At 47.8% G+C, this 23950-nt stretch carries 26 protein-coding genes, 1 other RNA gene, 2 pseudogenes and 1 riboswitch; of the genes and pseudogenes, 8 read left to right on the forward strand and 21 right to left on the reverse strand.

What is annotated here, in order from left to right; all coding sequences use genetic code 11:
* Window positions 1-123 precede the first annotated feature (123 nt).
* A complete protein-coding gene (locus D2962_RS13475) occupies window positions 124-2010 on the forward strand; it encodes an ABC-F family ATP-binding cassette domain-containing protein (protein ID WP_122015276.1) in 1887 nt (628 codons plus the stop codon).
* An 88-nt stretch (window positions 2011-2098) separates the two neighbouring features.
* On the forward strand, window positions 2099-3109 hold the full coding sequence (tsaD, locus tag D2962_RS13480) for a tRNA (adenosine(37)-N6)-threonylcarbamoyltransferase complex transferase subunit TsaD (protein ID WP_122015277.1): 1011 nt from the start codon (window positions 2099-2101) through the stop codon (window positions 3107-3109).
* Window positions 3110-3275: 166 nt separating this feature from the next.
* Here tsaD and rimI read toward each other — a convergent pair whose 3' ends face one another.
* The 14 genes and pseudogenes from rimI to acpS form a co-directional block, all read right to left on the reverse strand.
* Window positions 3276-3740 (reverse strand): ribosomal protein S18-alanine N-acetyltransferase, encoded by a 465-nt coding sequence (rimI, locus tag D2962_RS13485; protein WP_120767064.1) that lies wholly within the window; start codon window positions 3738-3740, stop codon window positions 3276-3278.
* Window positions 3706-4452 (reverse strand): tRNA (adenosine(37)-N6)-threonylcarbamoyltransferase complex dimerization subunit type 1 TsaB, encoded by a 747-nt coding sequence (gene tsaB, locus D2962_RS13490; protein WP_122015278.1) that lies wholly within the window; start codon window positions 4450-4452, stop codon window positions 3706-3708. Before tsaB ends, rimI begins: the two co-directional genes overlap by 35 nt.
* Window positions 4452-4907, reverse strand: coding sequence for a tRNA (adenosine(37)-N6)-threonylcarbamoyltransferase complex ATPase subunit type 1 TsaE (gene tsaE / locus D2962_RS13495; protein ID WP_120767066.1), 456 nt, complete (start codon window positions 4905-4907; stop codon window positions 4452-4454). Before tsaE ends, tsaB begins: the two co-directional genes overlap by 1 nt.
* Window positions 4908-5053: 146 nt before the next feature.
* Entirely contained in the window at window positions 5054-5668 is a 615-nt protein-coding gene (locus tag D2962_RS13500) for an ECF transporter S component (protein WP_245984704.1), read from the reverse strand.
* Window positions 5669-5797: 129 nt separating this feature from the next.
* Window positions 5798-5926, reverse strand: a riboswitch (FMN riboswitch).
* 123 nt (window positions 5927-6049) lie between these two features.
* Complete coding sequence (locus D2962_RS13505; RefSeq protein ID WP_122015279.1) at window positions 6050-7210, reverse strand: amidohydrolase; 1161 nt, start codon at window positions 7208-7210, stop codon at window positions 6050-6052.
* 23 nt (window positions 7211-7233) lie between these two features.
* Complete coding sequence (locus tag D2962_RS13510) at window positions 7234-8052, reverse strand: M55 family metallopeptidase (RefSeq protein ID WP_122015280.1); 819 nt, start codon at window positions 8050-8052, stop codon at window positions 7234-7236.
* A gap of 49 nt (window positions 8053-8101) precedes the next feature.
* A complete protein-coding gene (locus tag D2962_RS13515; RefSeq protein ID WP_120767069.1) occupies window positions 8102-8809 on the reverse strand; it encodes a gamma-glutamyl-gamma-aminobutyrate hydrolase family protein in 708 nt (235 codons plus the stop codon).
* Between the two features lie 104 nt (window positions 8810-8913).
* Window positions 8914-10116, reverse strand: coding sequence for an HD-GYP domain-containing protein (locus D2962_RS13520; protein WP_120767070.1), 1203 nt, complete (start codon window positions 10114-10116; stop codon window positions 8914-8916).
* A 211-nt stretch (window positions 10117-10327) separates the two neighbouring features.
* Window positions 10328-10567, reverse strand: a complete 240-nt coding sequence (locus D2962_RS13525) for a hypothetical protein (RefSeq protein ID WP_120767071.1) — start codon at window positions 10565-10567, stop codon at window positions 10328-10330.
* Window positions 10568-10586: 19 nt separating this feature from the next.
* The gene (locus D2962_RS13530; RefSeq protein WP_120767072.1) at window positions 10587-10937 is read right to left on the reverse strand and encodes a type II toxin-antitoxin system PemK/MazF family toxin; all 351 of its coding nucleotides are present in this window, start codon (window positions 10935-10937) and stop codon (window positions 10587-10589) included.
* A gap of 1 nt (window position 10938) precedes the next feature.
* Window positions 10939-11214, reverse strand: a complete 276-nt coding sequence (locus D2962_RS13535) for a CopG family ribbon-helix-helix protein (RefSeq protein ID WP_122015281.1) — start codon at window positions 11212-11214, stop codon at window positions 10939-10941.
* A gap of 91 nt (window positions 11215-11305) precedes the next feature.
* Window positions 11306-12486: pseudogene (gene alr, locus D2962_RS13540) on the reverse strand (alanine racemase).
* Window positions 12487-12639: 153 nt separating this feature from the next.
* Window positions 12640-14229 carry an NAD(P)H-hydrate dehydratase gene (locus D2962_RS13545; RefSeq protein WP_122015282.1) on the reverse strand — a complete coding sequence of 530 codons (1590 nt, stop codon included), beginning with the start codon at window positions 14227-14229 and terminating at the stop codon, window positions 12640-12642.
* Window positions 14177-14605, reverse strand: coding sequence for a holo-ACP synthase (acpS, locus tag D2962_RS13550; protein WP_120767076.1), 429 nt, complete (start codon window positions 14603-14605; stop codon window positions 14177-14179). The genes D2962_RS13545 and acpS overlap by 53 nt, the downstream gene beginning before the upstream one ends.
* Before the next feature lie 238 nt (window positions 14606-14843).
* On the opposite strand from acpS, the gene D2962_RS13555 reads away from it, so the two are divergent.
* A complete protein-coding gene (locus tag D2962_RS13555; RefSeq protein ID WP_120767077.1) occupies window positions 14844-15278 on the forward strand; it encodes an Hsp20/alpha crystallin family protein in 435 nt (144 codons plus the stop codon).
* A 188-nt stretch (window positions 15279-15466) separates the two neighbouring features.
* On the opposite strand, the gene D2962_RS13560 is transcribed toward D2962_RS13555, so the two are convergent.
* The gene (locus D2962_RS13560; RefSeq protein WP_122015283.1) at window positions 15467-16732 is read right to left on the reverse strand and encodes an HD-GYP domain-containing protein; all 1266 of its coding nucleotides are present in this window, start codon (window positions 16730-16732) and stop codon (window positions 15467-15469) included.
* A 246-nt stretch (window positions 16733-16978) separates the two neighbouring features.
* Here D2962_RS13560 and D2962_RS13565 point away from each other — a divergent pair, with 246 nt between their 5' ends.
* Window positions 16979-17386, forward strand: coding sequence for an LAGLIDADG family homing endonuclease (locus D2962_RS13565; protein WP_122015284.1), 408 nt, complete (start codon window positions 16979-16981; stop codon window positions 17384-17386).
* 315 nt (window positions 17387-17701) lie between these two features.
* Here the strand turns inward: D2962_RS13565 and ssrA are convergent.
* The 4 genes and pseudogenes from ssrA to D2962_RS13585 all read right to left on the reverse strand — a co-directional run bounded on the left by ssrA (window position 17702) and on the right by D2962_RS13585 (window position 18993).
* Window positions 17702-18031: a transfer-messenger RNA gene (ssrA, locus tag D2962_RS13570) on the reverse strand.
* Window positions 18032-18098: 67 nt separating this feature from the next.
* A pseudogene (locus D2962_RS13575) lies at window positions 18099-18383 on the reverse strand (SDR family oxidoreductase); the annotation flags it as partial.
* Between the two features lie 68 nt (window positions 18384-18451).
* Window positions 18452-18823: a nucleotidyltransferase domain-containing protein gene (locus D2962_RS13580; protein ID WP_122015285.1), complete on the reverse strand. Its 372-nt coding sequence runs from the start codon at window positions 18821-18823 to the stop codon at window positions 18452-18454.
* Window positions 18824-18837: 14 nt separating this feature from the next.
* Window positions 18838-18993: a HEPN domain-containing protein gene (locus D2962_RS13585; protein WP_222927549.1), complete on the reverse strand. Its 156-nt coding sequence runs from the start codon at window positions 18991-18993 to the stop codon at window positions 18838-18840.
* 245 nt (window positions 18994-19238) lie between these two features.
* Here D2962_RS13585 and D2962_RS13590 point away from each other — a divergent pair, with 245 nt between their 5' ends.
* From D2962_RS13590 to D2962_RS13605, 4 genes are all read left to right on the forward strand, one after another.
* On the forward strand, window positions 19239-20021 hold the full coding sequence (locus D2962_RS13590) for a DUF438 domain-containing protein (RefSeq protein ID WP_122015286.1): 783 nt from the start codon (window positions 19239-19241) through the stop codon (window positions 20019-20021).
* Window positions 20022-20167: 146 nt separating this feature from the next.
* On the forward strand, window positions 20168-20548 hold the full coding sequence (locus tag D2962_RS13595) for a GntR family transcriptional regulator (RefSeq protein WP_122015287.1): 381 nt from the start codon (window positions 20168-20170) through the stop codon (window positions 20546-20548).
* Window positions 20545-21414 (forward strand): ABC transporter ATP-binding protein, encoded by an 870-nt coding sequence (locus D2962_RS13600; protein WP_122015288.1) that lies wholly within the window; start codon window positions 20545-20547, stop codon window positions 21412-21414. Before D2962_RS13595 ends, D2962_RS13600 begins: the two co-directional genes overlap by 4 nt.
* Window positions 21404-21751, forward strand: a complete 348-nt coding sequence (locus D2962_RS13605; RefSeq protein WP_122015289.1) for an ABC-2 transporter permease — start codon at window positions 21404-21406, stop codon at window positions 21749-21751. The genes D2962_RS13600 and D2962_RS13605 overlap by 11 nt, the downstream gene beginning before the upstream one ends.
* Before the next feature lie 81 nt (window positions 21752-21832).
* Here D2962_RS13605 and D2962_RS13610 read toward each other — a convergent pair whose 3' ends face one another.
* A complete protein-coding gene (locus tag D2962_RS13610) occupies window positions 21833-22405 on the reverse strand; it encodes an HDIG domain-containing metalloprotein (RefSeq protein ID WP_122015290.1) in 573 nt (190 codons plus the stop codon).
* 2 nt (window positions 22406-22407) lie between these two features.
* Entirely contained in the window at window positions 22408-23886 is a 1479-nt protein-coding gene (gltX, locus tag D2962_RS13615; protein ID WP_122015291.1) for a glutamate--tRNA ligase, read from the reverse strand.
* Between the last annotated feature and the right edge of the window lie 64 nt (window positions 23887-23950).

Genomic DNA, 23950 nt, shown 5'->3' on the forward strand with positions numbered 1-23950 from the left:
TTTAAATTTTTTTATGATTTTTGGCCTCCGGCAGCGGACTTTGTTTCCAAACGACTCAGCCTTGTTTTATATTGTTGGCTGTGCTAACATATACATATAGTCTTGTGGAACGGGTGATGCTATATGGCTATACTTTCTGTATCAAACCTTGGAAAAAGCTTTGGAACGGATACAATACTCCAGAATGTGAGTTTTTTAATAGAGGAAAGGGATAAAATAGGGCTGGTAGGTTTGAACGGGGCCGGCAAGTCCACCCTCCTGAAGATTCTCGCAGGCAGAATGCCTTATGACACCGGCACCATATCGGTTTCCAAAGGAACTACTATAGGTTACATGGCCCAGGATATAAGGTCCGAGGGTTTCGAGACCGTGGGCGATGCGCTGGAATCCGTATTTGAGACACTGTGGGAACAGGAGAGGCAGCTTCGGGACCTGGAAAAGCAGATGTCTCTGCCGGAGGTCTACAGCGACGAAGATGCCCTTCACCGCCTCATGGAAAGGTATTCGGCCCTGTCGGAAGCCTTTAAAAGCAGCGGAGGCTATGAGATCGAAAGCCGCATCCGCGGGGTGTTAAAAGGCCTAGGGTTCGAAGACCCTGCCACCCCTCTTGACACCTTAAGCGGCGGCCAGAAGACCCGCCTGGCCCTGGGGCGGCTGCTACTGGAATCCCCGCAGCTCCTGTTGCTGGATGAACCTACCAACTATCTTGATATGGAATCCCTGCAGTGGCTGGAAGGATTTTTAAAGGACTATCCCGGGGCGGTGCTGGTGGTGTCCCATGACAGGTATTTTCTGGACCGGATGGCCACAAGAATCTTTGAGCTGGAAAACTGCCGCCTGACCGTATATTCCGGAAATTATTCCGAATTTATAAAGAAGAAGGAGACAAATCTCGCCATAGAACAGAAGCATGAAATTCTCAGGCAAAAAGAAGCCGAACGTCTGAAAAAGAGCATCCAGAACTTCATATCCCACAGGAATTTTGTTCAGGCCGAGACCCGCCGCAGGATGCTGGAGGACCTTCTGCCAAAATCCACATCTGAAAAGGCCGGTAAGGATCTCTTTAAGGTCAGGTTCAATATGCGGCAAACTAGCGGCAGAGAGGTGCTTACGATCTGCGACCTGGAATTTTCATACGGCAACAAGCTCATCCTGAGTTCCGTGAACCTCCGGGTGTTCCGCGGAGAGCGCATCGGAATCATCGGGCCCAACGGCATAGGAAAATCCACCCTGCTGAAAATTCTGGCGGGAGAACTGGAGCCTGATGATGGAAGCGTGTATTTTGGCCACAAGGTGCAGCCGGTATTTTTTGCCCAGGAGCAGGAAGACCTTTCTCCGGATTCCACGGTGCTTTCGGAGGTATGGAGTGCGGCACCGGGGCTTTCAATGACCCAGGTACGCTCTTTTCTTGGAAGTATGCTGTTTTCCGGCGAGGATGTAGAAAAGCCCATAGGGGTGTTGAGCGGTGGGGAAAAGAGCAGGGTGGCTCTGGCAAAGGCCATCCTGCAGGGAGCTAATTTACTTTTGCTGGATGAACCTACAAATCATCTGGACATAATATCAAAGGAAAAACTTGAACAGGCCCTCCTGGAATTTGACGGCACCATCATAGCCGTTTCCCATGATAGATATTTTCTTTCCAAAATAGCCACCCGCATATGGGAATTCACCTCCAGCGGCATCCGGGATTTTGACGGGGATTTCAATTATTACCTGGAGAAGAAACGGGAAACAGAAAAACCTGAAGAACCACAGTTTGTAGGAAACAAGACCCAGCAGCGAAAGGCCAGGATGCAGGAGAAGAAAAGGCGGGAGGAACAGAGGCAGGAAGAGATGAGGTTAAAACAGATAGAGCAGGATATACAGGCCCTGGAAAGGGAGATGGAGGAGCTGGAGCACCTGCTCTGCCTGCCGGAAGTTTACGGCAATCCCGAAAGGGCAAGAGAGGTAAATGCCCGCTACAGGGCTGTGATGGCTGAGCTAGAAGAGCTTTACGAGAATCTGGGGTAGGTGAGTCAGGGGAAAGTGAGTCAGGGGACGGTTCTCTGACTCATCCCCTGACTCACTGAACCAAACTGAAATAAGGAGCGGAATCGGATTGGCTGAAGATTTTTTGACACTGGGCATAGAAACATCATGCGACGAGACTTCGGCGGCGGTAGTAAGGGGCGGCCGAAAGGTGCTCTCCAATGCTATTTTTTCCCAGATAAAGTGGCATGAAAAATTCGGCGGGGTGGTGCCCGAGATAGCGTCCCGAAAACATCTGGAAGCCATATGCCATGTGGTTCAGAAGGCTCTGGAAGATGCCGGGGTAGGATTTCGAGACCTGGACCTGGTGGCGGTGACCTGCGGTCCGGGACTGGTGGGAGCTCTGCTGGTGGGAGTATCATACGCGAAGGGATTGTCTTACACCTTAAAAAAGCCCATCATTGGGATAAATCACATCGAGGGACATATCTTTGCCAACTTTCTGGAAAGCGATCTGGAGCCGCCATTTCTCTGCCTGGTGGTTTCGGGAGGACACTCCCATATTGTATATGTCAGGGATTACGGTAAATATGAAGTTATGGGGAGGACGGTGGATGACGCCGCCGGGGAGGCTTTTGACAAGACAGCCCGGGCCCTGGGGCTGGGGTATCCCGGGGGGCCGCTTATCGACAGAGCCGCAAGATGCGGCAATGAAAACGCCATTTCCTTCCCGGTGGCCCATGTCAGGGGAGAGGACCTCAGTTTCAGTTTCAGCGGTATAAAATCGGCGGTGCTCAATTACCTGAACCAGAGAAGACAGAAGAATCTTCAGGTGGTGGTGGAAGATGTGGCGGCCAGCTTTCAAAAGGCTGTGGTGGATGCGCTGGTGGAAAACACCCTTAAGGCTGCCCACATAAAAAAGGTAGAGACCATCGCTCTGGCGGGAGGAGTGGCGGCCAACAGCAAACTGAGGGAAGAGCTGGTGAAACGAGCGGGAAAGGACTTTAAAGTCCATTTTCCTCCCATGGTGATGTGCACCGACAATGCCGCCATGATAGCCTGTGCGGGTTACTATAGGTATAAAGACGGGTTTCGATCGGACATGGCCCTAAATGCTCATGCGACCTTGAACCTATTTTAAACTTGTGGATAAGTGGATTTTTCTTCTGGGGATATTGTGGAAAACTTACGGACAAAGTATTATTTTTGAGGGTTTTCTGTGGATAAGTCTGTGGATATGTGGATAAATACTTATTTTCCCATAAAAGGAGCAATAAACAAAAATCCCTGTTTTCCGAAAAACAGGGTCAGATTAAATCCAGCCACATGATTACCGCGTCTTCTTTGTTGTCAATATAGTATCCCCGGCGGATGCCGCGGGGTTCAAAACCGAGCTTTGAATACAGGTTTTGAGCCACATAGTTGCTTTTCCTAACTTCCAGGGTCATCTTGTCGGCGCCGTGTTTTTTTGCAATGGCCATAAGGCTCCTCATGATAAGTTCTCCGATACCTTCACCACGGTATTCGGGCAATACGCCCACATTGGTCACATGGGCTTCATTGAGCACTATCCACATGCCTCCGTAACCCACGGTTTTTCCATCGACTTTTGCAACGATATAGTGGGAAAACTGGTTGTCTTTCAGTTCACAGGTAAAGGCATACCGGGACCAGGGAGTGGTGAAGCACCGCTGTTCTATTTCCATCACATCGTCCAGGTCTTTCATCTTCATTATTTCAATTGTCACATCTTCCGGTGCGCGCTCTTCCATGTTTTTCCTCCCATTTTTCTTCCGCGTGGGACCTTCTTATATAAAATGGTTTTATGGTATAACACGTGTCAAACCTGCCCTGGGCGTATTCGTTGAGGGCAACGGCTGCTACGGATGAGGCCCGGGGCATGGCAAAGGCGGGATGGGCTATGGCTATGCGGTCTTGAATTGCCGGCTCTTTTTGCTCCTTTTCATTTAACGCTTTTGTCAATACCGGCACTCCATCACCCAAAATCACAACTCTTTTTGCAAGTGTTAAAAGCCTTTCCACCAGGTCTGCGGCTTTTACAACTTCATATTCCCACAACCTCTGTAGCCTGCCGTCTTCCCAGCAGTAAATGGATTCGTATACTTCCTGCCTCTGGGCATCTACCACCGGACAGATAAAAGAACTTTCTCCCATTAAATTATATGCGAGACCATCCAGGGTATTGACGCCTACCATAGGCTTTCCCAGAGCGTGAGCAATGCCTTCAGCGCATGCCATGCCTATGCGGATGCCGGTAAAGGAGCCGGGGCCTCTGGCGACCGCTACCGCGTCCAGGTCTTCAAGGGATATGCCGGAGTCCTGCAGCACCCTGTCCACCACCTGCATCATTTTTTCGGAGTGGTTTTTTTTGTTGTTTACGATGTATTCTGCCAGCAGCTTTTCCGGGCTTATTACGGCAGCAGTGGCCACCATGGATGAAGTGTCTATCCCGAGAATATACATCAAAGATTCAACTCCTGAAGTATGTTGTCATAGTGCGAAGTTTGCGATTGAAATTCTATGGTGCGGCGGTTTTCATCCAGCACAGTAAAATATATCCATAAAACATCCCCGGGGAGCAGTTCCTCCACCCGATCGGCCCATTCCAGCACCACCACAAAGTCCTCCATGTAATCGTAAAATCCCGCATTTTCCAGTTCCTCGGGCGTTTTCAGACGGTAGGCGTCCATATGGGCCAGGGGTACCGGGGCTTCGTATTGATTGATAATCGTAAATGTGGGACTGGTGATATCTTCGTGAATCCCCAGCCCCCGGGCTATTCCCCTGGTGAAGGCGGTCTTGCCGGCCCCCAGGTCGCCTGCCAGGGCAAGGAAATCCCCAGCTTTCAGGAGTTTCCCCAGTGCCTCCCCGAGCTTTTCCGTTTGATTCTGGTTTAAGGTTTCAAAAATCTTTTTCATGGCCATCCCCGAAGGTAAAAAATATTATTTGCGCCCATGTGTATATGTCTTATTTTAATATATTGTATTATATCCTTTGATAAAATACAAGGCAGGATTTTGCATTTAAAAAGGTAGCGTTGTAAATCAACGCTACCCATATTATTTTACCGGTGAAGCAGCGGGGACAGTCTCTTGTAAATCAGCGCGGTCACTATGGTAAGGATGATGCCCTTGATTATGTTGAAGGGCAATATACTGTATACCACCAGGGTCCTGAGGTCGACTATATGCGGATTTACTTTGGAGCCCATGGCCACCACCGCCTGGGTAGGGAAGTTCAGGAGTTTCTGGTACAGCGGCACGATAACATAGTAGTTGGCTATGGACATACCCACTGCCATTATGACGGTTCCTACTAAAAGACCTATTATGGCGGTCTTTTTGCTCTTGTTCGTGGAGTAAATCCACGCTGCGGGCGCTACCAGTAGAATGCCTGTTAAAAGGTTGGCCCCTTCTCCAATAAAGGCGGTTTCGCTTTTAAAAAGGTGCAGAAAGTTCTTTATAACTTCCACCATGATGCCCGCCCAGGGCCCCATGGCGAAACCTGCCAGCAATGCGGGCACATCGCTGAAGTCGATCTTCAAAAAAGCGGCAAACATTGGTAGAGGAAATTCCACAAACATGATTATAAAGGCCAGGACTCCCAGAACCGCCGTCTTTGTAAGGTTTTTGGTTTGAAGCATCTCCCTTCTCAGGGTTTTTTGATTTACTGCTGTCATAAATAATGCCTCCTTATATGATATGATAAAATAGCCTTTAATCAGAGTGAGTCAAAGAACCGTCCCCTGACTCATTCGGATGAAAATTAAAGCCCCGGAGAAAACTCCAGGGCAATAAAATCAACAATAATACACCTTCTTTCATCCAGACTTTACTGTCGGCTCCGGCTTATACCGGATCGGCTCCCTGAGGGAGTTCGCGGGCTCGCCTTTTGGCTTACCGCCGGTCGGGAATTTCACCCTGCCCTGAAGGTTTTAAAAATGGATTATGTATTCACTTAAGTTAATATTACCACAGATTGCTCGTACAGGCAATAGTTTTTACTGATTTATGTTTTTTACTGGTATAAAGGAGTGCATCGTTTTCTTAAATATGGCAAATTATTGCCTCTTATAAGCTATCTGTCCGTTTATCACTACGCAAGACGGCCTTGATTTGATATCCAGGGGATGGCCGTCCCAGATGACCACATCGGCATCTTTGCCTTTTTCCAGGCTTCCTACCCTGTCTGCTATACCTATTATTTCCGCGGCGTTGATAGTGAGAGCCTTTATTGCATCCTCTTCCTTCATGCCTTCCCTTACGGCCAGGGCTGCGCATACCGGCAGATACTGGATGGGTATTACCGGGTGATCGGTCATGATGGCCACTTTCACACCCTTGCTCGCCAGAATGCCGGGAGTGTTGAAACTTAGGTCTTTGAGCTCCACCTTGGAGCGGGAGGTGAGGGAAGGCCCTACCACTGCCGGAACACCGGCTTCGGCTAGTTCGTCGGCTATGAGATGGCCTTCGGTGCAGTGTTCTATGACAATATCCACATCGAACTCCCGGGCTATGCGGATGGCGGTAAGTATATCATCGGCCCGGTGGGCGTGGGCCCGCAGGGGCAGCCTTTTGTCCAGCACATCGCATAAAACTTCCATTTTGAGGTCTCTTTCCACTACTTTGTCGGGGTCTTTGCCGTCTTTTTCCACTTTCTTCTTGTAGTTTAAAGCCTTTACCAGAGTTTCCCTGAGGAGGGCGGCGGTCCCCATCCTGGTGGATGGCATTTTTTTCTGTTCTCCGTAAACCCTCTTTGGATTTTCCCCGAAGGCTATTTTTAGGCCTGCCGGGGCCTTCACCACCATACGGTCAATTACCTTTCCATAGGTTTTGAGGGCGACGGATTGGCCGCCTATGACATTGGCGCTGCCTGGACCTGTAAACACACAGGTAATGCCGCCTTTTACGGCATCTTCGAAGGCTTTGTCGGCGGGATTTACAGCATCCAGGGCCCGAAGCTGAGGAGTGACGGGATCGGTCCACTCATTGCCATCCTCCCCTATTTCCCCCACCGCCTCTTCGAAGATTCCCACATGGCTGTGTGCGTCAATGAAGCCCGGGAAGACATATTTGCCAGCGGCATCGATAATCTCGGCACCTTCAGGTGCCTTTATGTTTTCACCTATTTCCTTTATCTTACCGTCTTCAATGATTATGGTCCCTTTTTCCAGGATATTTCCCGACATGGTATATACTTTTCCGTCTTTTATAGCAATCATCAGGTTACTCTCCTTTATTATATTTATCTTATGCCGGAGGTCAGCACCAGCATGGCTCTAAATACCCTATAGGCGTCCATGTAGTCCTTTGCGGTGTAGATGACGGTGCGGCCGTCTTTTTTGATGGTACCCGGGATGAGGAGAGCCATGTCGGCCATGCCGGAGATGGAAAGGCTTACTTCCAGTTCCACGGATCCTTTTTCCACCGTGGGTTCAAAGGTTTTTATGTTTTTCATGGCTTCGGCCATCCCTGCCCGGAGTCGTTCTTTAACCACATCAAAGGGGTGTATCATGGCTGCGTTGCGGCCCACGGCCTCCTTCACCACTACGCCCACGGGATTATTGAGTTCTTGCTTTGCACAGGCCACGGCATTCTGGTCTCCGGATAAAAAGGCGACCGGCACCCCAAAATATCCGGCCAGTCTGCCGTTGAGCCCAGCCTCGCTCATGGGCTTGCCGTTGATTTTTGCGCTTATGACCCTGAAGGCATATGTATGGTCCACCACGGCCTGAGCTGTGCCGGCTCTGGCATGGTAACCCACAAAAAATACTGCGTCGAAACTTTCATCGATGCCCTGCATCATGCTCAAGGGCTTGGGGCTGCCGCTGATGAGGGCGGCTTTGGGATTTAACTCCTCTATAAGGATATTGTCCATGTTATCATGAGAATCATTGACCACGATTTCCGTGGCCCCGTATTCCAGGGCAGCTTCAACCACCGTATTGACCTCTCTTGTCATCATACGCCGGGCTCTTTCGTAATCCCTGGCGCCGGGATCTATCTGCTCCATGGAAACAATCCCGGAAATGCCTTCCATGTCTGCTGATATAAAGATTTTCAAAAATAAAACCTCCTCCGTTGATTTGGTGAGTCAGGGGACGTTCTCTGACTCACTGACTCGCCCTTATAAAATGCTCGAAGAGTTTGAACTGCAAAGGGTCTTTGTGCCACATTTCTTCGGGATGCCACTGGACTCCCATACAAAAAAAATCCCTGCGCTTCGCTTCAATGGCCTCAACGACACCATCCCGGGCCACGGCAGTGACCTTGAAGTCCGGAGCGATGTCTTTTACCGACTGGTGGTGGAAGCTGTTTACCCGGATGTGATTCTGGCCGAATATCGCAAAAAGCTCAGAGTCCTCGCATATGATTTCAACTTCATGGCTGGCATGCCAGCGGGGGGCGTCCTGCCGGTGTTTTAAAGATTTTTTTATCTGAGATGGGATATCCTGGTATATGCTGCCCCCCAGGGCGATATTTAAAAGCTGGATACCGCGGCATATGCCCAGCATGGGTTTTGCCCGCCGCATACATTCCCGGGCAAGAAACACCTCGGCCTCATCCCTTTCAGGACAAATGTCTTCTGTATGAGGGTGGGGTTCTTCATGAAAATAAGAAGGGTCTACGTCGGGTCCGCCGGAAAAGATAATGCCGTCCAGGTGCTCCAGGAGTCTCAAGAGGATTTTTGTATCATCCAGGGGTAAGATGGGTACCGGAACGCCTCCGGCCTGTTGTACTGCCCGAAAATACCCCCGGTTCAGGGATGCTTTTTTCTTTTCATTATCATAAGAAGTTGTTATTCCTATGAGCGGGTACATCTATTAAGCCTCCATCGTCATCAATATGGGTCTTATCGTAAGGAATTCGGCTCTGCTGAATTCCGACTTAATAGAACATCGAACCTCTAACTTCGAATTTCGAACTAAGGTAGGACTTTCGCCGCAACTTTGGCCACTCTTGGGTCAAACTGACTGCCGGAGTTTTTTATAAGTATGTCCCTGGCTTCGGTAGTACTTCTCTGCCGCTGGTAAGGCCTCAAGGAAGTCATGGCATCGTATGCATCGGCTACCGCCATGATTCTGGCACCGAAGGGAATGCTTTCACCTGTCAGGCCGTCGGGGTATCCGGCTCCGTCATACCGCTCATGATGGCCACCAGCAATGACCACCAGGTCCTTTAAGGAGTTGACCATGCTCATGATTTCCATGGTGTACACGGGGTGTCTTTTCATGAGCTTGAATTCATCGATTGTGAGGCGGCCGGGTTTATCCAGGATACTTCGGGGAACGGCCACCTTCCCTGCATCATGCAGGTATCCGGCCACTTTGAGTCTTTCGGCTTGCCCCTCCGGCAAATCTAAGGCTTTCGCCAGGATATATGTATATTCCGCCACGCGCTCCGAGTGGCCCGCGGTATAGCTGTGCTTGGCGTCTATTACCTCTGCAAATACTTTTATGATTTCATCGGTTTCGGTCCTGCACGAGGTCATATCCATAAAGGGCAGATTTTGCAAAGTTTTCGGCACTATATCCGATATCTTTTTTTCATCCATGATTTCATTGAAAAAGTCATCTTCTTCAATAGTAGCTACCATCAGCTCGTATATGAGGTCAGAGAACTCCGTCCCCCTTCGGGCAGACAGCGAAGTCTTCATCCCGTTCAAACTGAGCGGGGGTTTAACTCTGGCAAGGATGTCAAAAGTGTCACAAATCCGGAGTATCTGCCCTCCCAGGTTTATGTCATTTCCGGCAAGTCCCCGGGGGTAACCGCTGCCATCCCACTGTTCATGGTGGTCCCGGATCATTTCTGCAGCCATAAAGAGAGGACCTATTTGCTTCACAATTTGTGCGCTCTTTCCGGGATGATGGAAGAGGATAGGATTCGTGAAATGTTCTTTTATGTTGGTATAGTGCACCACATGGTCCGGCAGGGATATGGCGCCGATATCGTGAAGGAGGCCAGCATAAAAGATCTGGGTCCTGTATTCGGGGAGTATTTTTTGGGCAAGTTTCTCGGCTAAAATCGCCACACGCCATGCATGAAACAGTTTCCTGTTTTCATCCAGGTCCATCATGAGAGACAGTGCTGTTATTAGCTCTGAAAAAAATTGAGTCTTAGATTCCATTTTATTCCTCCATGTATTTTGCAAAAAGCTGCAGTAAAAGACCAATTTATGCAGGTTTTTGCACCAATTTTTTCAAAAAATGGCATATATAAATATATATTCTAAATTAATTTGAGTAATCCTTCTTTTTTTTTTTTAAATTTATATAGATTATTGCATAAATGTATAAAAAATGAAACTTCGGTGTATACCCGAAGTTTTTATAGTTGCATTAAATCCTCATATGGGAAACGCTTACTCCGTCAATTGCCGTCAGTTCTCTTGAAAACTCCTCGGTTTCCTGGACCGATGTATTCATGTAGAGGGTTATGATCCCATCTTCTTTGGCCGGATCCGGCAGTCCCATCCGGCACAAAATCCTGTCGCCGTACCTTGTAAGCACTTCCTGGACCTTCGGGGCTATGTCTTTTCTGTGGTCCAGGCGCAAACCCATAATGGTAAGATGCTCCACTTTGTCACCTCCCCTATGTTTAAAATTCGGTAAGGCCAAGGCTTATTTTCAGGGCTTCATCCACTCTGACCATGATCTCCTGGTCGAGAAAAGTAATCTTTTCCTTGAGTCTCCTTTTATCTATTGTTCTCAATTGTTCCAGTAATATAACCGAATCTTTTTCAAGTCCGTAATCCTCGCGCTTTAGTTCCACATGGGTAGGAAGTTTGGCCTTGTCTATCTGAGATGTAATGGCAGCAATAATAACAGTGGGGCTGTATTTGTTCCCCACATCGTTTTGCACCACCAGGACCGGCCTTATTCCACCCTGCTCTGAACCTATCACAGGGTTCAGGTCAGCATAGTATACATCCCCTCGCCTTACAAGCACATTATTCACACTCCGAAAGTCTTGTTTCGTAAAGAACAAAATCCTTCAAGTCCTCGTATAATCCCATTTCGGACAATTTGACATTGAGCTCGGCCATTTGCATGTAACCGCTTTTTAGCTGTTCTCTCACTCTTATCTTTTCCCTTTCCCGGATATATAATCGCATGGCATCTCGGATAAATTCGCTGCGGTTTTTATTTTCCAGAGCCACGATACCGTCTACTTCTTCCAGCAAATTATTAGGCAGACTTACAATTATCCTTTTCAAGTCGGCCACACCGGCACCCCCTAACAAATTTCGGAAACGCACACACGTATATATTTTATTATATATAAGTCAATATAATTATGTCAATCAAACAAGAAAATTATACCTGTCCTGCCAAAAGATTTTTGACCTTAACAATCTTGCCATCCCTGATATATACTCTGGGAACGCGCCTGGATACGCCGCAGACCACTTCGTAGTTGATGGTGCCTATGATCCTTGCTATTTCATCGGTGGAAACTGTGGGGTCGCCCGAACCTCCGAAAAGCAGCACATCTTCCCCCGGTTCCACGGCACCCTGTATGTCGGTGACATCCACCATGCACTGGTCCATGCATACCCTTCCCACTACCGGAGCCCTTTGTCCTTTTATCATCACCGAAGCTCTGGATGAAAGCAGCCTGGAGTAGCCGTCGGCATATCCCACCGGTAATGTGGCGATGATGCTCTGTCTTCTGGTGATGAAGGTACCGCCGTAGCTGATGGCCCTTCCTGCTCCAAGTATCTTAACGTGGGAAACCCTGGTTTTGAGGGACATAACGGGCTTAAGGTCAATTCTACTCTTATCCACCTCATCTGAAGGGTAAAGACCGTAAAGGATTATCCCCGGACGCACCATGTCAAGATGGGTATGGGGCAGTTCCATAATGGCTGCGCTGTTGGCCGCGTGTTTTATAGGGATTTTATATCCATCTTTTTCCAGAGTTTCGACCACCGCCATGTATTTTTTGAACTGCTCCTCGGTGAAAGTCTTGTCCTTTTCATCGGCTTTGGAGAAGTGGGTAAACATGCCTTCCACTTCAAGGTTTTCCATGGAAAATAATTTTTTGATTTCGTCGATAGAAGAAGGTTCAGCCTGAAATCCTATGCGGCTCATGCCGGTATCCAGCTTGATGTGAATCTTTGCCTTTTTGTCCTGTTTTTGGCTTCCAGAGAAAGTTTTTGAGCCGATGATACATTATAAACGGTCTGGGTGATATCATGCTCTACTATTTTATCAAATTGTTCTTCAGGTGTAAAACCCAAAATAAGGATGGGAGCTTTTATGCCCTCTTTTCTTAGCTGCAGTGCTTCGTCCAGGAATGCCACGGCAAGGTAGGAAACTCCGCAGTCAAGGGCAGTTTGGGCCACTTCCAGGACTCCATGACCGTAGCCGTCGGCTTTTACTACGGCGCAGATTGCGGCCTGGGGGTCAGCAACCCGCCGTATCTCTTTGAGGTTGTGCTTGAGATTGTCCAGATTTATCTCGGCTCTGGTGGGCCGGAGGTGTGTAAGGTCCATGGGGCATGCTCCTTTCTGGTGTGCTGGGTTCAAACATATGAATTTGTTTATCTCCGCTTCGCTAAGGGAATCTAAATGGCTTCACAACACAAGCTTTATGCAAGCCAGTTAACCCCCATCAAAGCTTTTTAATTTATAATCAGCCACATAACATTAACCATCAATCGGCTGCGTATTCGAACTTCTAGCCTCGAACTTCGAGAATGCCTCTGGTAGAAAATCGAGCAGGTCACTCGCTATTAAAGAAATTTCGCCTTTGGCTGCAGCGGCAAGATCACCTGCCAGGCCATGGATGTAAGCACCCGCAGCTGCGGCCTCCCATGGTTCCATGCCTCTGGCCAGGAAGGCTGCTATTATGCCGGTGAGCACATCGCCGCTGCCTCCGGTAGCCATGCCGGGATTTCCGGTGGGGTTTATCCAAAGGCTACCTTCAGGAGCGGCGATCATGGTCCGGGCTCCTTTTAACAGGGCGGTGCATTTGAATCTTTTTGTGGCTTCGCGGACCGCCCCCACCCGGTCCTCCTGAACCGCACCGGCATCGGTGGAAAGAAGCCTCGCCATTTCGCCGGGATGCGGAGTAATGATAGCCGGCACTTTAAGTCCTGCCAGGATTTCAGGTTTTTCTGCCAGGGCGTTGAGACCGTCGGCATCTATCACCATGGGCACTGGACAAGCCGCTACGAATTGCCTTATAAAATCCCGGGTCTCATCCTGCCGGGAAAGGCCCGGACCGATAGCTGCGGCGTCACACTGGGAAGAAAATTCGAGAGCTTTTCCCAGAGCTTTTATGGAAAAGCTTCTTTGAGGTGTCTCGGGCAAAGCAAGGGTCATCACTTCGGTGATTTTTGCTTCCATGATGTCGTTGAGGCTTTCGGGGGTCCCCAGGGTCACCAGGCCCGCACCGCTTCTTGCCGCCGCCAGGCTGCAGAGGGCGGCGGCTCCTGTCATGCCGGCCGAACCCGCCAGGATAAAGACTCTGCCGAAAGTCCCCTTATGGGCATCGGGGGGATACGGTTTGAAAAGGCCGGCTACCTGATCCTTTTCCAGCAGTTCTGCTTCTGCCTTTACGCTTTTCAATATACTGGAGGGCATCCCTATGTCGGCCACAATAATCTTCCCGGCATAGGCTGCTCCGGGATAAAGCACCATCCCCATCTTGGGAAGGGCCATGGTCACGGTTTCCCGGGCCCTGACCGCAGCCCCCAGGACTTTTCCGGTCTCCCCGGAGATGCCCGAAGGTATATCTACCGCAACAACCGGAACATCCAGGCTGTTTATAAGTTCAATTGCCTGCCGGCCTGTGCCCTGGACTTCTCCTCTCAATCCGGTGCCAAAGAGGGCGTCCACTATAGCTGCGGCATCCCCGCAGTGTTCCCGGGCTTTATCCAGGTCCTCGCCGCTTTCGATGATTATTACGGAAATATCCATATTCAAAATTATATGGTAATTTATGGCGGCATCCCCTTTTATTGCCTCAGGTTCTGCCACAAGGAAGATAATCGGTTCAAAGCCCATATTGGCCAGGTGACGGGCCGCCACAAACCCGTCGCCCCCGTTGTTGCCCTTGCCGCAAAAGAGTACTACTTTTCTTTTCTTTTTCAGGGGGTCTTCATCCCACAAGCGTTTTACCGCCAGGGCTACTTCCCGGCCGGCGTTTTCCATGAGCACGATTCCGGGAACATTCATATCTTCAATGGCCTTCCTGTCCAGCTCCCTCATGGTGGAAGGGCTTACTACCTTCATTTTGACCACCTCCACGGGCCACCGCAAAGGCTATGGCATAGTCCCTGCAGTGGGATATGGTTACAAGAATTTTTTCAAATCCTCCTGATTTTAATATTTCTTCGGCCCTGCCTGACAGCACGGCATAAGGCTTACCGTTATGATCGTTCAATATCTCTATTTCCCGCCACCGGAAATATCTGAAGCCGGTCCCCAGAGCCTTGGCCACAGCTTCTTTGGCCGCAAACTTGCCCGCCAGGCGTTGATAAAAAATTGCCATTTTATTTTTATCAATACCAGAAAGTTCCTGATGGGTAAAAAATCTTTCTAAAAATCTTTTTCTCCGGCAGGCCCTTTTTATCCTGTCGATCTCAACAATATCAACGCCGATTTCCATTTAACACCTCAATACTTTGATTTCTATATTATATCCGATATATAAATGAAAAGTTTGCTGCTTGAATTTTTTAATTCAAAATGAAGCAAAATAATTGTAGTTTAATATAATAATTTCTATACAGGGCCTGTAAAACCTTCCGGAAGTAAAAAAAATTAAATTAAAATATTGACCTTTCCTGACCTTCATGCTATAATATATAGTAACAAAGGTAATATATGTTAAAGGAGGAATTTTTATGCGCGGCAGAGGTTTAGTTCCATGGAGACGTAGAGGAGGATTGCTCCCCGGGTTTTTCGACTTCGGCTTTGACTTTGATGACTTCTTTGACAATTTCTTTAATCTGCAGCCGGTAAGGGCCGATATGAGGGAAACTGAAAAAGAGTATATCGTCGAGGCGGACCTGCCGGGATATGACAAGAACAATATAGAGATCCGCTTTGAAAACAATCTGCTCACCATTTCCGCCCAGCAGGACGAGACCACCGAAGAAAAGGGCGAAAACTATATCCACCGGGAACGCCGCCGCGGCAGTTTTTCAAGGTCCATCCCCGTGCCCGAGAATGTCAACGGTGATGCCATAAAGGCCAGTTTCAACAACGGCGTGCTGCAGATAATACTGCCCAAGATCACGCCATCCAAACCCAGTGGAAGAAAGATAGACATCGATTAACAAACAGGTTCATATCCGTCAGAAGCCCTCTTGCCGGGGGTAAAATACCCAACAGCATAAACCGTAAAAGGGCCATCCGCAAGGATGGCTCTATTTCATTTCACCCCCACTCTATTATTTCAGCACGCCCAAAATTTCGGCCCTGCATGGCGCCCTGAAGTTTCCTGTGGCAACCTTCTTCACCAACATCAATCCACCGGCTGCAGAAATTTCTTATATTCTTCAGCCGAACCCGCCTGGGCCTCCATACGGCAGGAATTAATCTCATCAAAGTGAAGTCTCAGCAGGGATACAATATTTGAATCCAGGGCTGAACCGTCAGCCATCTGCTGGAGAACCTGCATGGCTCTCTCTTCAGGCATTCCCTTCCTGTAAGGGCGGTCTTCTGTTATAGCAGTAAACACATCCGCCACCGCCATGATCCGGGACCCCAGAGGCAGATCCTGACCTTTGTGGTGGAAGGGATAACCGCTGCCGTCCAGGCGTTCGTGGTGAAAGGAGGCCCAGGTATTTATTTCATAGAGATCGGCGATGGGCTCGAGGATGCGGTAAGTGTAGTATGTATGGCTGCGAATTATATCGAACTCGGGCTTTGTCAGCTCCGACGGCTTTTCCAGTATCTCCGCAGGCACTGCCAGCTTTCCCAGATCGTGCAGGTAGCCCGCAATTCTCATCATCCGGCACTCTCTTTCTGAAAACCCGACAAATCTGGCCAGCAACTCCGCACTGGCTGCAACGCCGCTGGAGTGGGTGGCGGTGAACCGGCTTCTGAAATCGATGATGCGAGAAAAAAGCCTGGCCAGGTTGAGCAGTTCCTCCATGTCCAGCTCGACGACCGGCAACGCCAGCCTCAGAGGCAGAACCGAGTCTGGCGATGGAGAAGCAGCGTCGAGCCAGAAACTCTCTTTGGCAGCCAAATTCCTGAAGGCATCCACCAGTTCCGGCATGAACATTTTCCCGGACTGCCCATTTACCATCTCGCAGATTCTTGCAGCTTCCCCCAGCACTTCCTGATGCTTGCCTATGAGCACGGCCACACGGTCGGCCAGATGCAAAATATGGCTGCCCTTCGGGACTTTCTGCCCACTGAATTCGCACCCGGCCCCGCCGGCCCACGGCACGTGATGGAATCGCACGATACCGGCCGCACTGGAAAAAGGCCCGTAATCTTTGAGAAGTAAAAAGCCAGCTTCCGCGTGCCCGTGAGGATTCTCAAGTTCAAACTGCAGAGTGGCTATTCTTTCTTTGAGGGAAAAAGCTCCGATATCATGCAGCGCCCCTGCCAGCACCAGTTCCCGCAGCTCCGCCGCCGGTAGATTTAATTGTTTGCCTATGCAGAAAGCTATGTAGGCCACCTGCATATGATGATTGACCACCGCTGGACTGACCAGATCTATAGCCCGGGACAAAGACATGATTAAATCGAATATCTGAATTCTTGGTTCCTTTATCATTCCGCAAGACCCCCTTGCCGTATCGTTAGACCTCTTAAAAATTATATCATTATTTATAAAATTTTCCACTGAGGTTAAGGTAATATGCTTTTGCAGGGCTAGACCCTCAAGATGATATATATAACATTTAAAACGAAATAGTTACCTTTTAAAAATCTATCAATTTATAAACACTTGTTCGTAATATTATTTAGTATTATAATTGCTTATAAGACTTACATTTTATTTTTATTAAAGGGTGATTACATGACAGACACTGAAAAAGCTTATATTGCAGGTATTATTGATGGAGAGGGTAGTATAACTTTAGTAAAGCAACATAAAAATAGAAATCCTTCACCAATGATTTCTGTAGCTTCAACTGATTTAGAGCTTTTAATTTGGATGAAAAAAACTATTAACGGTGGAACCATTATAAAAAAGAAGAACTATAATCCTGAAAATCATCTCAATTCATATGTTTTTAATTTGACCTACAATAAGGCATTAAAATTGCTGCAAGAAATAGAACCATATTTAGTAATCGAACGAAAAAAGCAAAGAGCAAGATTGCTAATTAACGAATATAAACAGGTGACGCCAAGAAATGGAAAGTATAATGAAGAGCTGGCAAAAAAAAGAGAGAAATTTTATAAAACATTTATATCTCTATAAAAAAAACACCCTCGCGGGTGTAATTTTCTTTTGGTGGAGGCGAGGGGACACATAGTCCGGTATTTTCATACCGGTGCTGACTATATCTTTGGCTTACTGCAAAGCCACCCGGCGTGTTATAGAAGCTTATTTTTGCTTGATGCTTCTATCCTAGTATTCCCTATGATTATTAGGGAACCTATAAGTCGATACAGGGCTGTAAGCTTGCGCCTCATACCCCTCGGTGTTACCATATCACTGTTACAAGCAGTGATGAAGGTTTCACCGATAAAGCCGAGTTTTCACCCGTATGTCACCATACGGGGCGACTCTTTATGAATCGAACCCCTGTCCGAAGGCACATCAATAAAAGCGTCTACAGGCTTATCTCCCGCTTTTGTTCTCGCCGGTTTTTCTCCCGGGAGCAGGATAAAAGATCGGCCAGCTCTTTAATTTTCTCCTATAGTGCCAGAGCTGCACTACGGGAAGATCCCGGATTTATGACACCCTTTTCCCGGCCGCCGGGCACCGCCGGGGAGGGTGCGCTGCTATTTAATTAAGCAGCGAGTGCTAATTCGTCTTTGGCGTTTATTTTACGCTTCCGGATTTACGAGTCGGAAAGCTCGACCTGCAGCTTTTATCTCTGCCGCCCCCGTCGAAACCAAACGCCCCCGTATTTATTTTTCTGCAAGATTATTATACAACAAAAAAAATATTATATCAAGAAAAGTCGCTATGGTTCATAGATCATCTTCCGGGTCATGCCACCGTCGATCACAAGATTTATGCCGGTAATGAAGCTGTTCTCATCAGCTGTAAGAAAAAGACATGCTCTGGCGATATCTTCGGGCTTTCCCACGCGGCCTGCGGGGTGATGGAGATGGTCTATTTCCCGTAGTTTTTCGTAGTCGCCTGTTTCTATCCAGCCGGGACTTATGGTGTTCACCCTTATGCGGTCAGGGCCCAGAGAAAGCGCCAGAGCATGGGTGAGGGAAAGTATCCCTCCCTTTGATGCCGCCCCGTCCGGAGCCCGTGACCACCACCACTTTATCTTTGAAATTCATGCCAGCTATCTCTCCCCCTCCGTCATTGAGTATTATCAGGATAAATCCACACCGCCTCCTTCTCCAGTTGTCTGTAAAAGCGCCGGTTTTCAGCCCGCAATTTGCCGAACTCTTCTTCCGTATAAATCAACAAATCCACTGGCACCGGTATTTCCATGACATCCCATTCCGTCGGCCTTTCATAAAAGGGCTTACCGGATTCCTTTATTACCACCACCAGATCAAGATCGCTTCCAACCCCCCAATCTTTTCGCGCATAGGACCCGAAGTAACCTATCTTTACAATATCCCTCCTGATTTGCAATACTCTTTTTGCCCATTTATCCAGCGAGCTGCGCACATCGTTTAAATCAGGCCATTTTAGAACGGACGAATTCAATGATCTCACCGGCATACCTTACAGCCTCCTCACTCTGCAAAGGACCGTAATGCTCTTATAGCTTTTTCTCCCGCCTGCTGGGCGGCAAAACACGCCCATTCATGATGTCCACTGCACCGGGATTCCTGTGCATGTTTCAAATCCTTTATAGCCTGGTTCAACCAGTCAAAAGCCCGGTTTGGCATAGGATGCCCTCCCTTCACTCGTCCCTAATATGATATCAATTTTCAGACAGTTTGTAAACTATATTGTGACAAAAATCATGCTCACATGTGACGGATGTTATATTTTTTGCCGGTAAGCAGTGATATTATAAATCTGGAAGACAGCCTTAAAAGGTAAAGGCAGTTGTTATTATGCACCCAGATTGGGAAAACTAAAAAATACGGGGTTTAATTCAAAAAAATAGTATGAAGGAGGAGGAAATAAAATGGCAGACGTACGAGGGGTCAGGACTGAACGGTTAAAGGAGGTCTTGGAGAGGATCAATCGCGGGGAAAATCCAGAAAAAGTGCGCAAAGAGGCAAAGGATCTTATCGAAAACATCGACGCGGTGGAGCTTTCGCTGGCAGAGCAAAAACTGATCGAGGAAGGAACCAGGCCCGAAGAATTGAGAGGACTTTGCACCATACACATGGAGATGTTGAAGGGCGAGCTGGAAAAACTCAAGGCAAAAGTTTCGCCGGGGCATGTGCTTCATACCCTCATTTCCGAACACGACGAGATACTTAAGTTTCTCGACATGCTGGAGGATTTGAACTTCAGGATTCAGAAGATGGAACGGTTCGACGCCAAATCCCCGGATTTCCCCAAGCTCGCTCATGTGGCAAAGCATCTTGTGGAGGCAGAGCTGCACCACAGGCGGGAGGAAGACGTGCTCTTTCCGGAGCTGGAAAAACGGGGCATCACCGGGCCGCCGCGCATCATGCGCATGGAACACTACGAGCTCCGGGGAAAGAAAAAGAGATTGCTGGAACTGGCCAATGCAGTAAGCACCATGAATTTCGAGGAATTCAAAAAAGAGCTCGATGAGGTGGCAAAATTCATCATCTTCAATTTGAGGGATCATATATTCAAGGAAAATTACATTCTCTATCCTACAGCTCTGGAGAGCTTGAAGGACGAGGCTTTATGGGAAAACATGCGCAAAACCTGCGATGAAATAGGATACTGCTGCTTTACACCAAAGGAAGCCAGGCAGCCCGGATTATGACCCGGGCTGCTTTTTTTATAAAATCAGATACTTTAGTTTAAATTTACTGACGTAAGTAAAATCAAACAAAAACCTATTGACTTCTGCAGCCTATCTGTATATAATGTATATATACAGTTATAACGCTATATACGGAGGAGATGCCTTTGAAAATCATCATTTCCAATTCCTCCAACAATCCTATATACGAGCAGATAGCCGAACAGATCAAAAATCAAATATTGACGGGAGAACTTTCCCCGGGAGATTCGCTCCCTTCCATCAGGAACCTGGCAAAGGAATTGCAAATAAGCGTGATAACTACCAAGCGGGCTTATGAGGAGCTTGAGCGGGAAGGCTTTATAGAAACAGTGGGGGGAAAGGGAAGCTTTGTATCGGGCGAGAACAAAGAACTTCTGCGGGAAAAGCGGCTCAAGATGCTGGAAGAAAAACTGGAGAAAGCGGTGGAAGACGCGCGGCTTTTGGGCTTAAGCCTTGCAGAGCTTCAGGAAATGCTGGAACTTTTTTATAGGGAGGGTGAAAAATGAACATTATACTGAAAGTCGAAAACCTGAAGAAAAAATTTAAAGACTTTACACTGAAGGATATCAGCTTCAGCCTTGAGCGGGGCTATATCATGGGGTTCATCGGCCCCAACGGCGCCGGCAAGACCACCACCATCAAACTCATGATGAATCTTATTAAAAAGGACGGCGGTGATGTGGTTTTTTTCGAGGGCCTGGGCAGTGTCGCAAACGAAAGGGAAGCAAAACAGAGGATAGGCTTTGTGTATGATGAAAACTACTATTATGATGACCTGACTGTACAGGAGATGAAATATATCATCGCAAGGTTTTACAGAAACTGGGATGAAGCTGTCTTTCAAAAATATTTAAAGAGGTTCGAACTTCCTCCCCGAAAAAAGATCAAGGACCTTTCCAGGGGAATGAAAATGAAATTTTCCATCGCCCTAGCCCTGTCGCATCATGCGGAACTCATCATAATGGATGAGCCAACTTCGGGACTGGACCCGGTATTCAGGGCGGAAATACTGGAGATCCTTTCGGATCTAATGCAGGATGAGCATATGGGTGTCTTCTTTTCCACCCATATCACCAAAGATCTGGAAAAGATAGCCGACTACATTACCTTTATAAATAGGGGAGAAATCGTGTTAAGCGATGCAAAAGATGCCATACTGGAAAGCTACGGCATAGTAAAGGGCGGCAGGGAACTGATGGATGCCGATGTCAGGAAGGAGTTTATCGGAATAAGAGAGAACGAGTTTGGTTTTGAGGCTCTGATCAGGGATGTGAAAAAAGTCAAAAGGGTCCTGGAAAGCAATGTGGTTTTCGAAAGGCCCACTCTGGATGATATCATGTTATACACGGTGAGGGGGAATAATGATGTTTAACCTGGTATTAAAGGATTTTCTTATTCAGAAAAAGACATTTCTTATAGCGTTTGTATACAGCGTGTTTTTCTTTATAGTCTTTCGGGGGAATGTCTTCAAGGATTTTGTATATATCATGGGCTCTGTAGCTATCGGTTATATTTACATCATGTATACCGTTAACCTGGATGAAAAGAATAAAAGCTATCTAATAATAAATAGCCTGCCGGTAACAAGAAGGCAGGTGGTGATGTCAAGGTATTTATTTTACATCGCTGTGATATTTATCGGCATATTGATAATGTCGTTGGTAGGCATGATTCTTAAAACAGTCCCGGGATTTTCCGATCTTGGCTAACGGTTACGGTAAATGTCGCCATAGCAGGAGCAATTCAAAAGCAGGTTTGAAGATGCTTCAAACCTGCTTTTGATGTTCAGATTATTCGCCTTTCAGGCCTATTTCGTCTGCCACCTTTTGCATACCTTTGATGGTCTCATCGATGATCGTGTCTAAGTCCATGCCCAGCATCTTTGCGCCTTCTTCTATGACTTCGCGATTTACTCCGGCGGCAAAACTCTTTTGTTTCCATTTCTTTTTGACGGATTTTACGGTGGTTTCCATGATGCTCCTGTCAGGGCGCACCAGGGCGGTGGCGGTCACAAGGCCTGTCAGTTCATCGATGGTATATAAAACCTTTTCCATTTTTTCGGTGGGCTCTACATTACTGCAAAGTTTCCAACCGTGACTCTGGATGGCCTTAATATATTCTTCGGGCCACTCTTTTTCGGTAAGGATCTCTTTTACTTTTTGACAGTGCTGCTCGGGGAATTTCTCATAATCAAGGTCATGCACCAGGCCTATGATACCCCACTTTTCCACATCTTCCCCGAAAAGCTCGGCGAAGTGGCGCATCACGGCTTCCACAGTCAATGCATGCTTGATGAGGCTTTCGTTCTGGTTGTATTCTTTAAAAAGCGCAAAAGCTTCTTCTCGCGTAGGAACTTTAGACATGTTTATAACCTCTTTTCCTTCCTTATCCACTCGGCGGCTTTTCTCATGCGCCTTGCAGTTTCTTCTTTCCCTAAAAGGATAATTATCTCAAAAAGGCCCGGACCTACGGTCCTGCCGGAAATGGCCAGGCGCGTGGGGTGGATCAGTTCCGCGGCCTTAAGACCCATGCTGTCTGTGAGGTCCCTGAAGGCCTTTTCGGTAGAATCATGGGTGAATTCCTCAAGTTTCTCCAACGCTTCGGCGCCCTTTACCAGCAGTTCGGCGGCATGTTCCTTTTCAAAATGCTTCCTTATGCCTTTTTCCTCATATTCCGTTACATCCTTGAAGAAAAAGGCTATGGCGTCGGCCAGTTCGTCCAGGGTTCTGGACCTATCTCTGGAAATAGCTGTAACCTGTTTTATATATTCATATTTTTGCCCGACTTCCTCTTCGGTGATGATATCTTTCTTTACCAGGAAGGGAATGAGCTGTTTTGTAATATGGTCAAGGTCCAGTTCCCTCAAGTAATGGCCGTTTATCCAGGTAAGTTTTTTGACATCATATATGGCTGCGGTCTTGTTCACCCTTTCCAGGGAGAACTCCTTTATAGCCTTTTCCAAATCGAATATTTCCTCATTTCCTTCCGGCGACCATCCCAGAAGGGTCAGGTAGTTTACTATGGCCTCGGCGAGGTACCCCTGGTCCCTGAACTCCTCCACCGATGTGGCCCCGTGGCGCTTGCTGAGCTTGCTCCTATCGGGAGCCAGTATCATGGGGACATGGGCAAACTTCGGGATATCATACCCTAAGGCTTTGTAAACCTGTATTTGCTTTGGTGTGTTGGAAAGATGCTCTTCCGCCCTTATTATATGAGTTATTTCCATGGCGTTATCATCCACCACGCAGGCAAAATTGTATGTGGGAATGCCGTTGGACTTGAATATGATGAAATCATCCAGCACCGAGTTTTCAAATACCACCTGCCCCCGGATGAGGTCGTCTACCACAGTCTGGCCTTCCTGAGGCACTTTTATTCTTACAGTAGGTTTGCGGCCTTCGGCTTCGAATTTCTTTTTCTGTTCCTCCGTAAGTTCCCGGCAGCAGCCTTCATAACGGGGAGCCTTACCCGCCTTCAACGCAGCCTCCCGGCGCTCTGCCAGCTCCTCCGGCGTGCAGTAGCAATAATAGGCCTTACCCTCATCCAGAAGCCTTTGAACTTCTTTCCTGTAAAGCTCCAAACGCTGGGATTGAAAGTATGGACCGTATTCCCCGCCCTTTTCCGGCCCTTCATCCCAGTCCAGGCCCAGCCATCTCAGGGACCTTACTATTTGCCGGGCCGATTCTTCCGTGGAACGCTCGGTATCGGTATCTTCTATCCTGAGGATAAATTTTCCACCATTATGTCGTGCAAATAGAAGATTAAAAAGTGCCGTCCTGGCCCCGCCTATATGTAAGCTTCCCGTGGGGCTGGGAGCAAATCTCACCCGAACTTTATCCGACATTAAAAAACACTCCTATCGAACTAAATTTCTTAGACTAGTATACCATTGTAAGATGTCTTTTACA

The organism is Biomaibacter acetigenes (assembly GCF_003691585.1).
Lineage (GTDB): Bacteria > Bacillota > Thermosediminibacteria > Thermosediminibacterales > Tepidanaerobacteraceae > Biomaibacter > Biomaibacter acetigenes.

Bases quoted from the DNA above. Each gene is read 5' to 3' on its own strand.
- D2962_RS13475 (WP_122015276.1), top strand. From the start codon at position 124: ATGGCTATACTTTCTGTATCAAACCTTGGAAAAAGCTTTGGAACGGAT.
- rimI (WP_120767064.1), bottom strand. From the start codon at position 3,740: ATGGAAGAGCGCGCACCGGAAGATGTGACAATTGAAATAATGAAGATG.
- tsaB (WP_122015278.1), bottom strand. From the start codon at position 4,452: ATGTATATTCTCGGGATAGACACTTCATCCATGGTGGCCACTGCTGCC.
- tsaE (WP_120767066.1), bottom strand. From the start codon at position 4,907: ATGAAAAAGATTTTTGAAACCTTAAACCAGAATCAAACGGAAAAGCTC.
- D2962_RS13500 (WP_245984704.1), bottom strand. From the start codon at position 5,668: ATGACAGCAGTAAATCAAAAAACCCTGAGAAGGGAGATGCTTCAAACC.
- D2962_RS13505 (WP_122015279.1), bottom strand. From the start codon at position 7,210: ATGATTGCTATAAAAGACGGAAAAGTATATACCATGTCGGGAAATATC.
- D2962_RS13515 (WP_120767069.1), bottom strand. From the start codon at position 8,809: ATGTACCCGCTCATAGGAATAACAACTTCTTATGATAATGAAAAGAAA.
- D2962_RS13520 (WP_120767070.1), bottom strand. From the start codon at position 10,116: ATGGAATCTAAGACTCAATTTTTTTCAGAGCTAATAACAGCACTGTCT.
- D2962_RS13545 (WP_122015282.1), bottom strand. From the start codon at position 14,229: ATGAAGGTAGTAAGCCCTTCCACCATGAGGGAGCTGGACAGGAAGGCC.
- acpS (WP_120767076.1), bottom strand. From the start codon at position 14,605: ATGGAAATCGGCGTTGATATTGTTGAGATCGACAGGATAAAAAGGGCC.
- D2962_RS13555 (WP_120767077.1), top strand. From the start codon at position 14,844: ATGCGCGGCAGAGGTTTAGTTCCATGGAGACGTAGAGGAGGATTGCTC.
- D2962_RS13560 (WP_122015283.1), bottom strand. From the start codon at position 16,732: ATGATAAAGGAACCAAGAATTCAGATATTCGATTTAATCATGTCTTTG.
- D2962_RS13565 (WP_122015284.1), top strand. From the start codon at position 16,979: ATGACAGACACTGAAAAAGCTTATATTGCAGGTATTATTGATGGAGAG.
- D2962_RS13580 (WP_122015285.1), bottom strand. From the start codon at position 18,823: ATGCCGGTGAGATCATTGAATTCGTCCGTTCTAAAATGGCCTGATTTA.
- D2962_RS13585 (WP_222927549.1), bottom strand. From the start codon at position 18,993: ATGCCAAACCGGGCTTTTGACTGGTTGAACCAGGCTATAAAGGATTTG.
- D2962_RS13590 (WP_122015286.1), top strand. From the start codon at position 19,239: ATGGCAGACGTACGAGGGGTCAGGACTGAACGGTTAAAGGAGGTCTTG.
- D2962_RS13600 (WP_122015288.1), top strand. From the start codon at position 20,545: ATGAACATTATACTGAAAGTCGAAAACCTGAAGAAAAAATTTAAAGAC.
- D2962_RS13605 (WP_122015289.1), top strand. From the start codon at position 21,404: ATGATGTTTAACCTGGTATTAAAGGATTTTCTTATTCAGAAAAAGACA.
- D2962_RS13610 (WP_122015290.1), bottom strand. From the start codon at position 22,405: ATGTCTAAAGTTCCTACGCGAGAAGAAGCTTTTGCGCTTTTTAAAGAA.
- gltX (WP_122015291.1), bottom strand. From the start codon at position 23,886: ATGTCGGATAAAGTTCGGGTGAGATTTGCTCCCAGCCCCACGGGAAGC.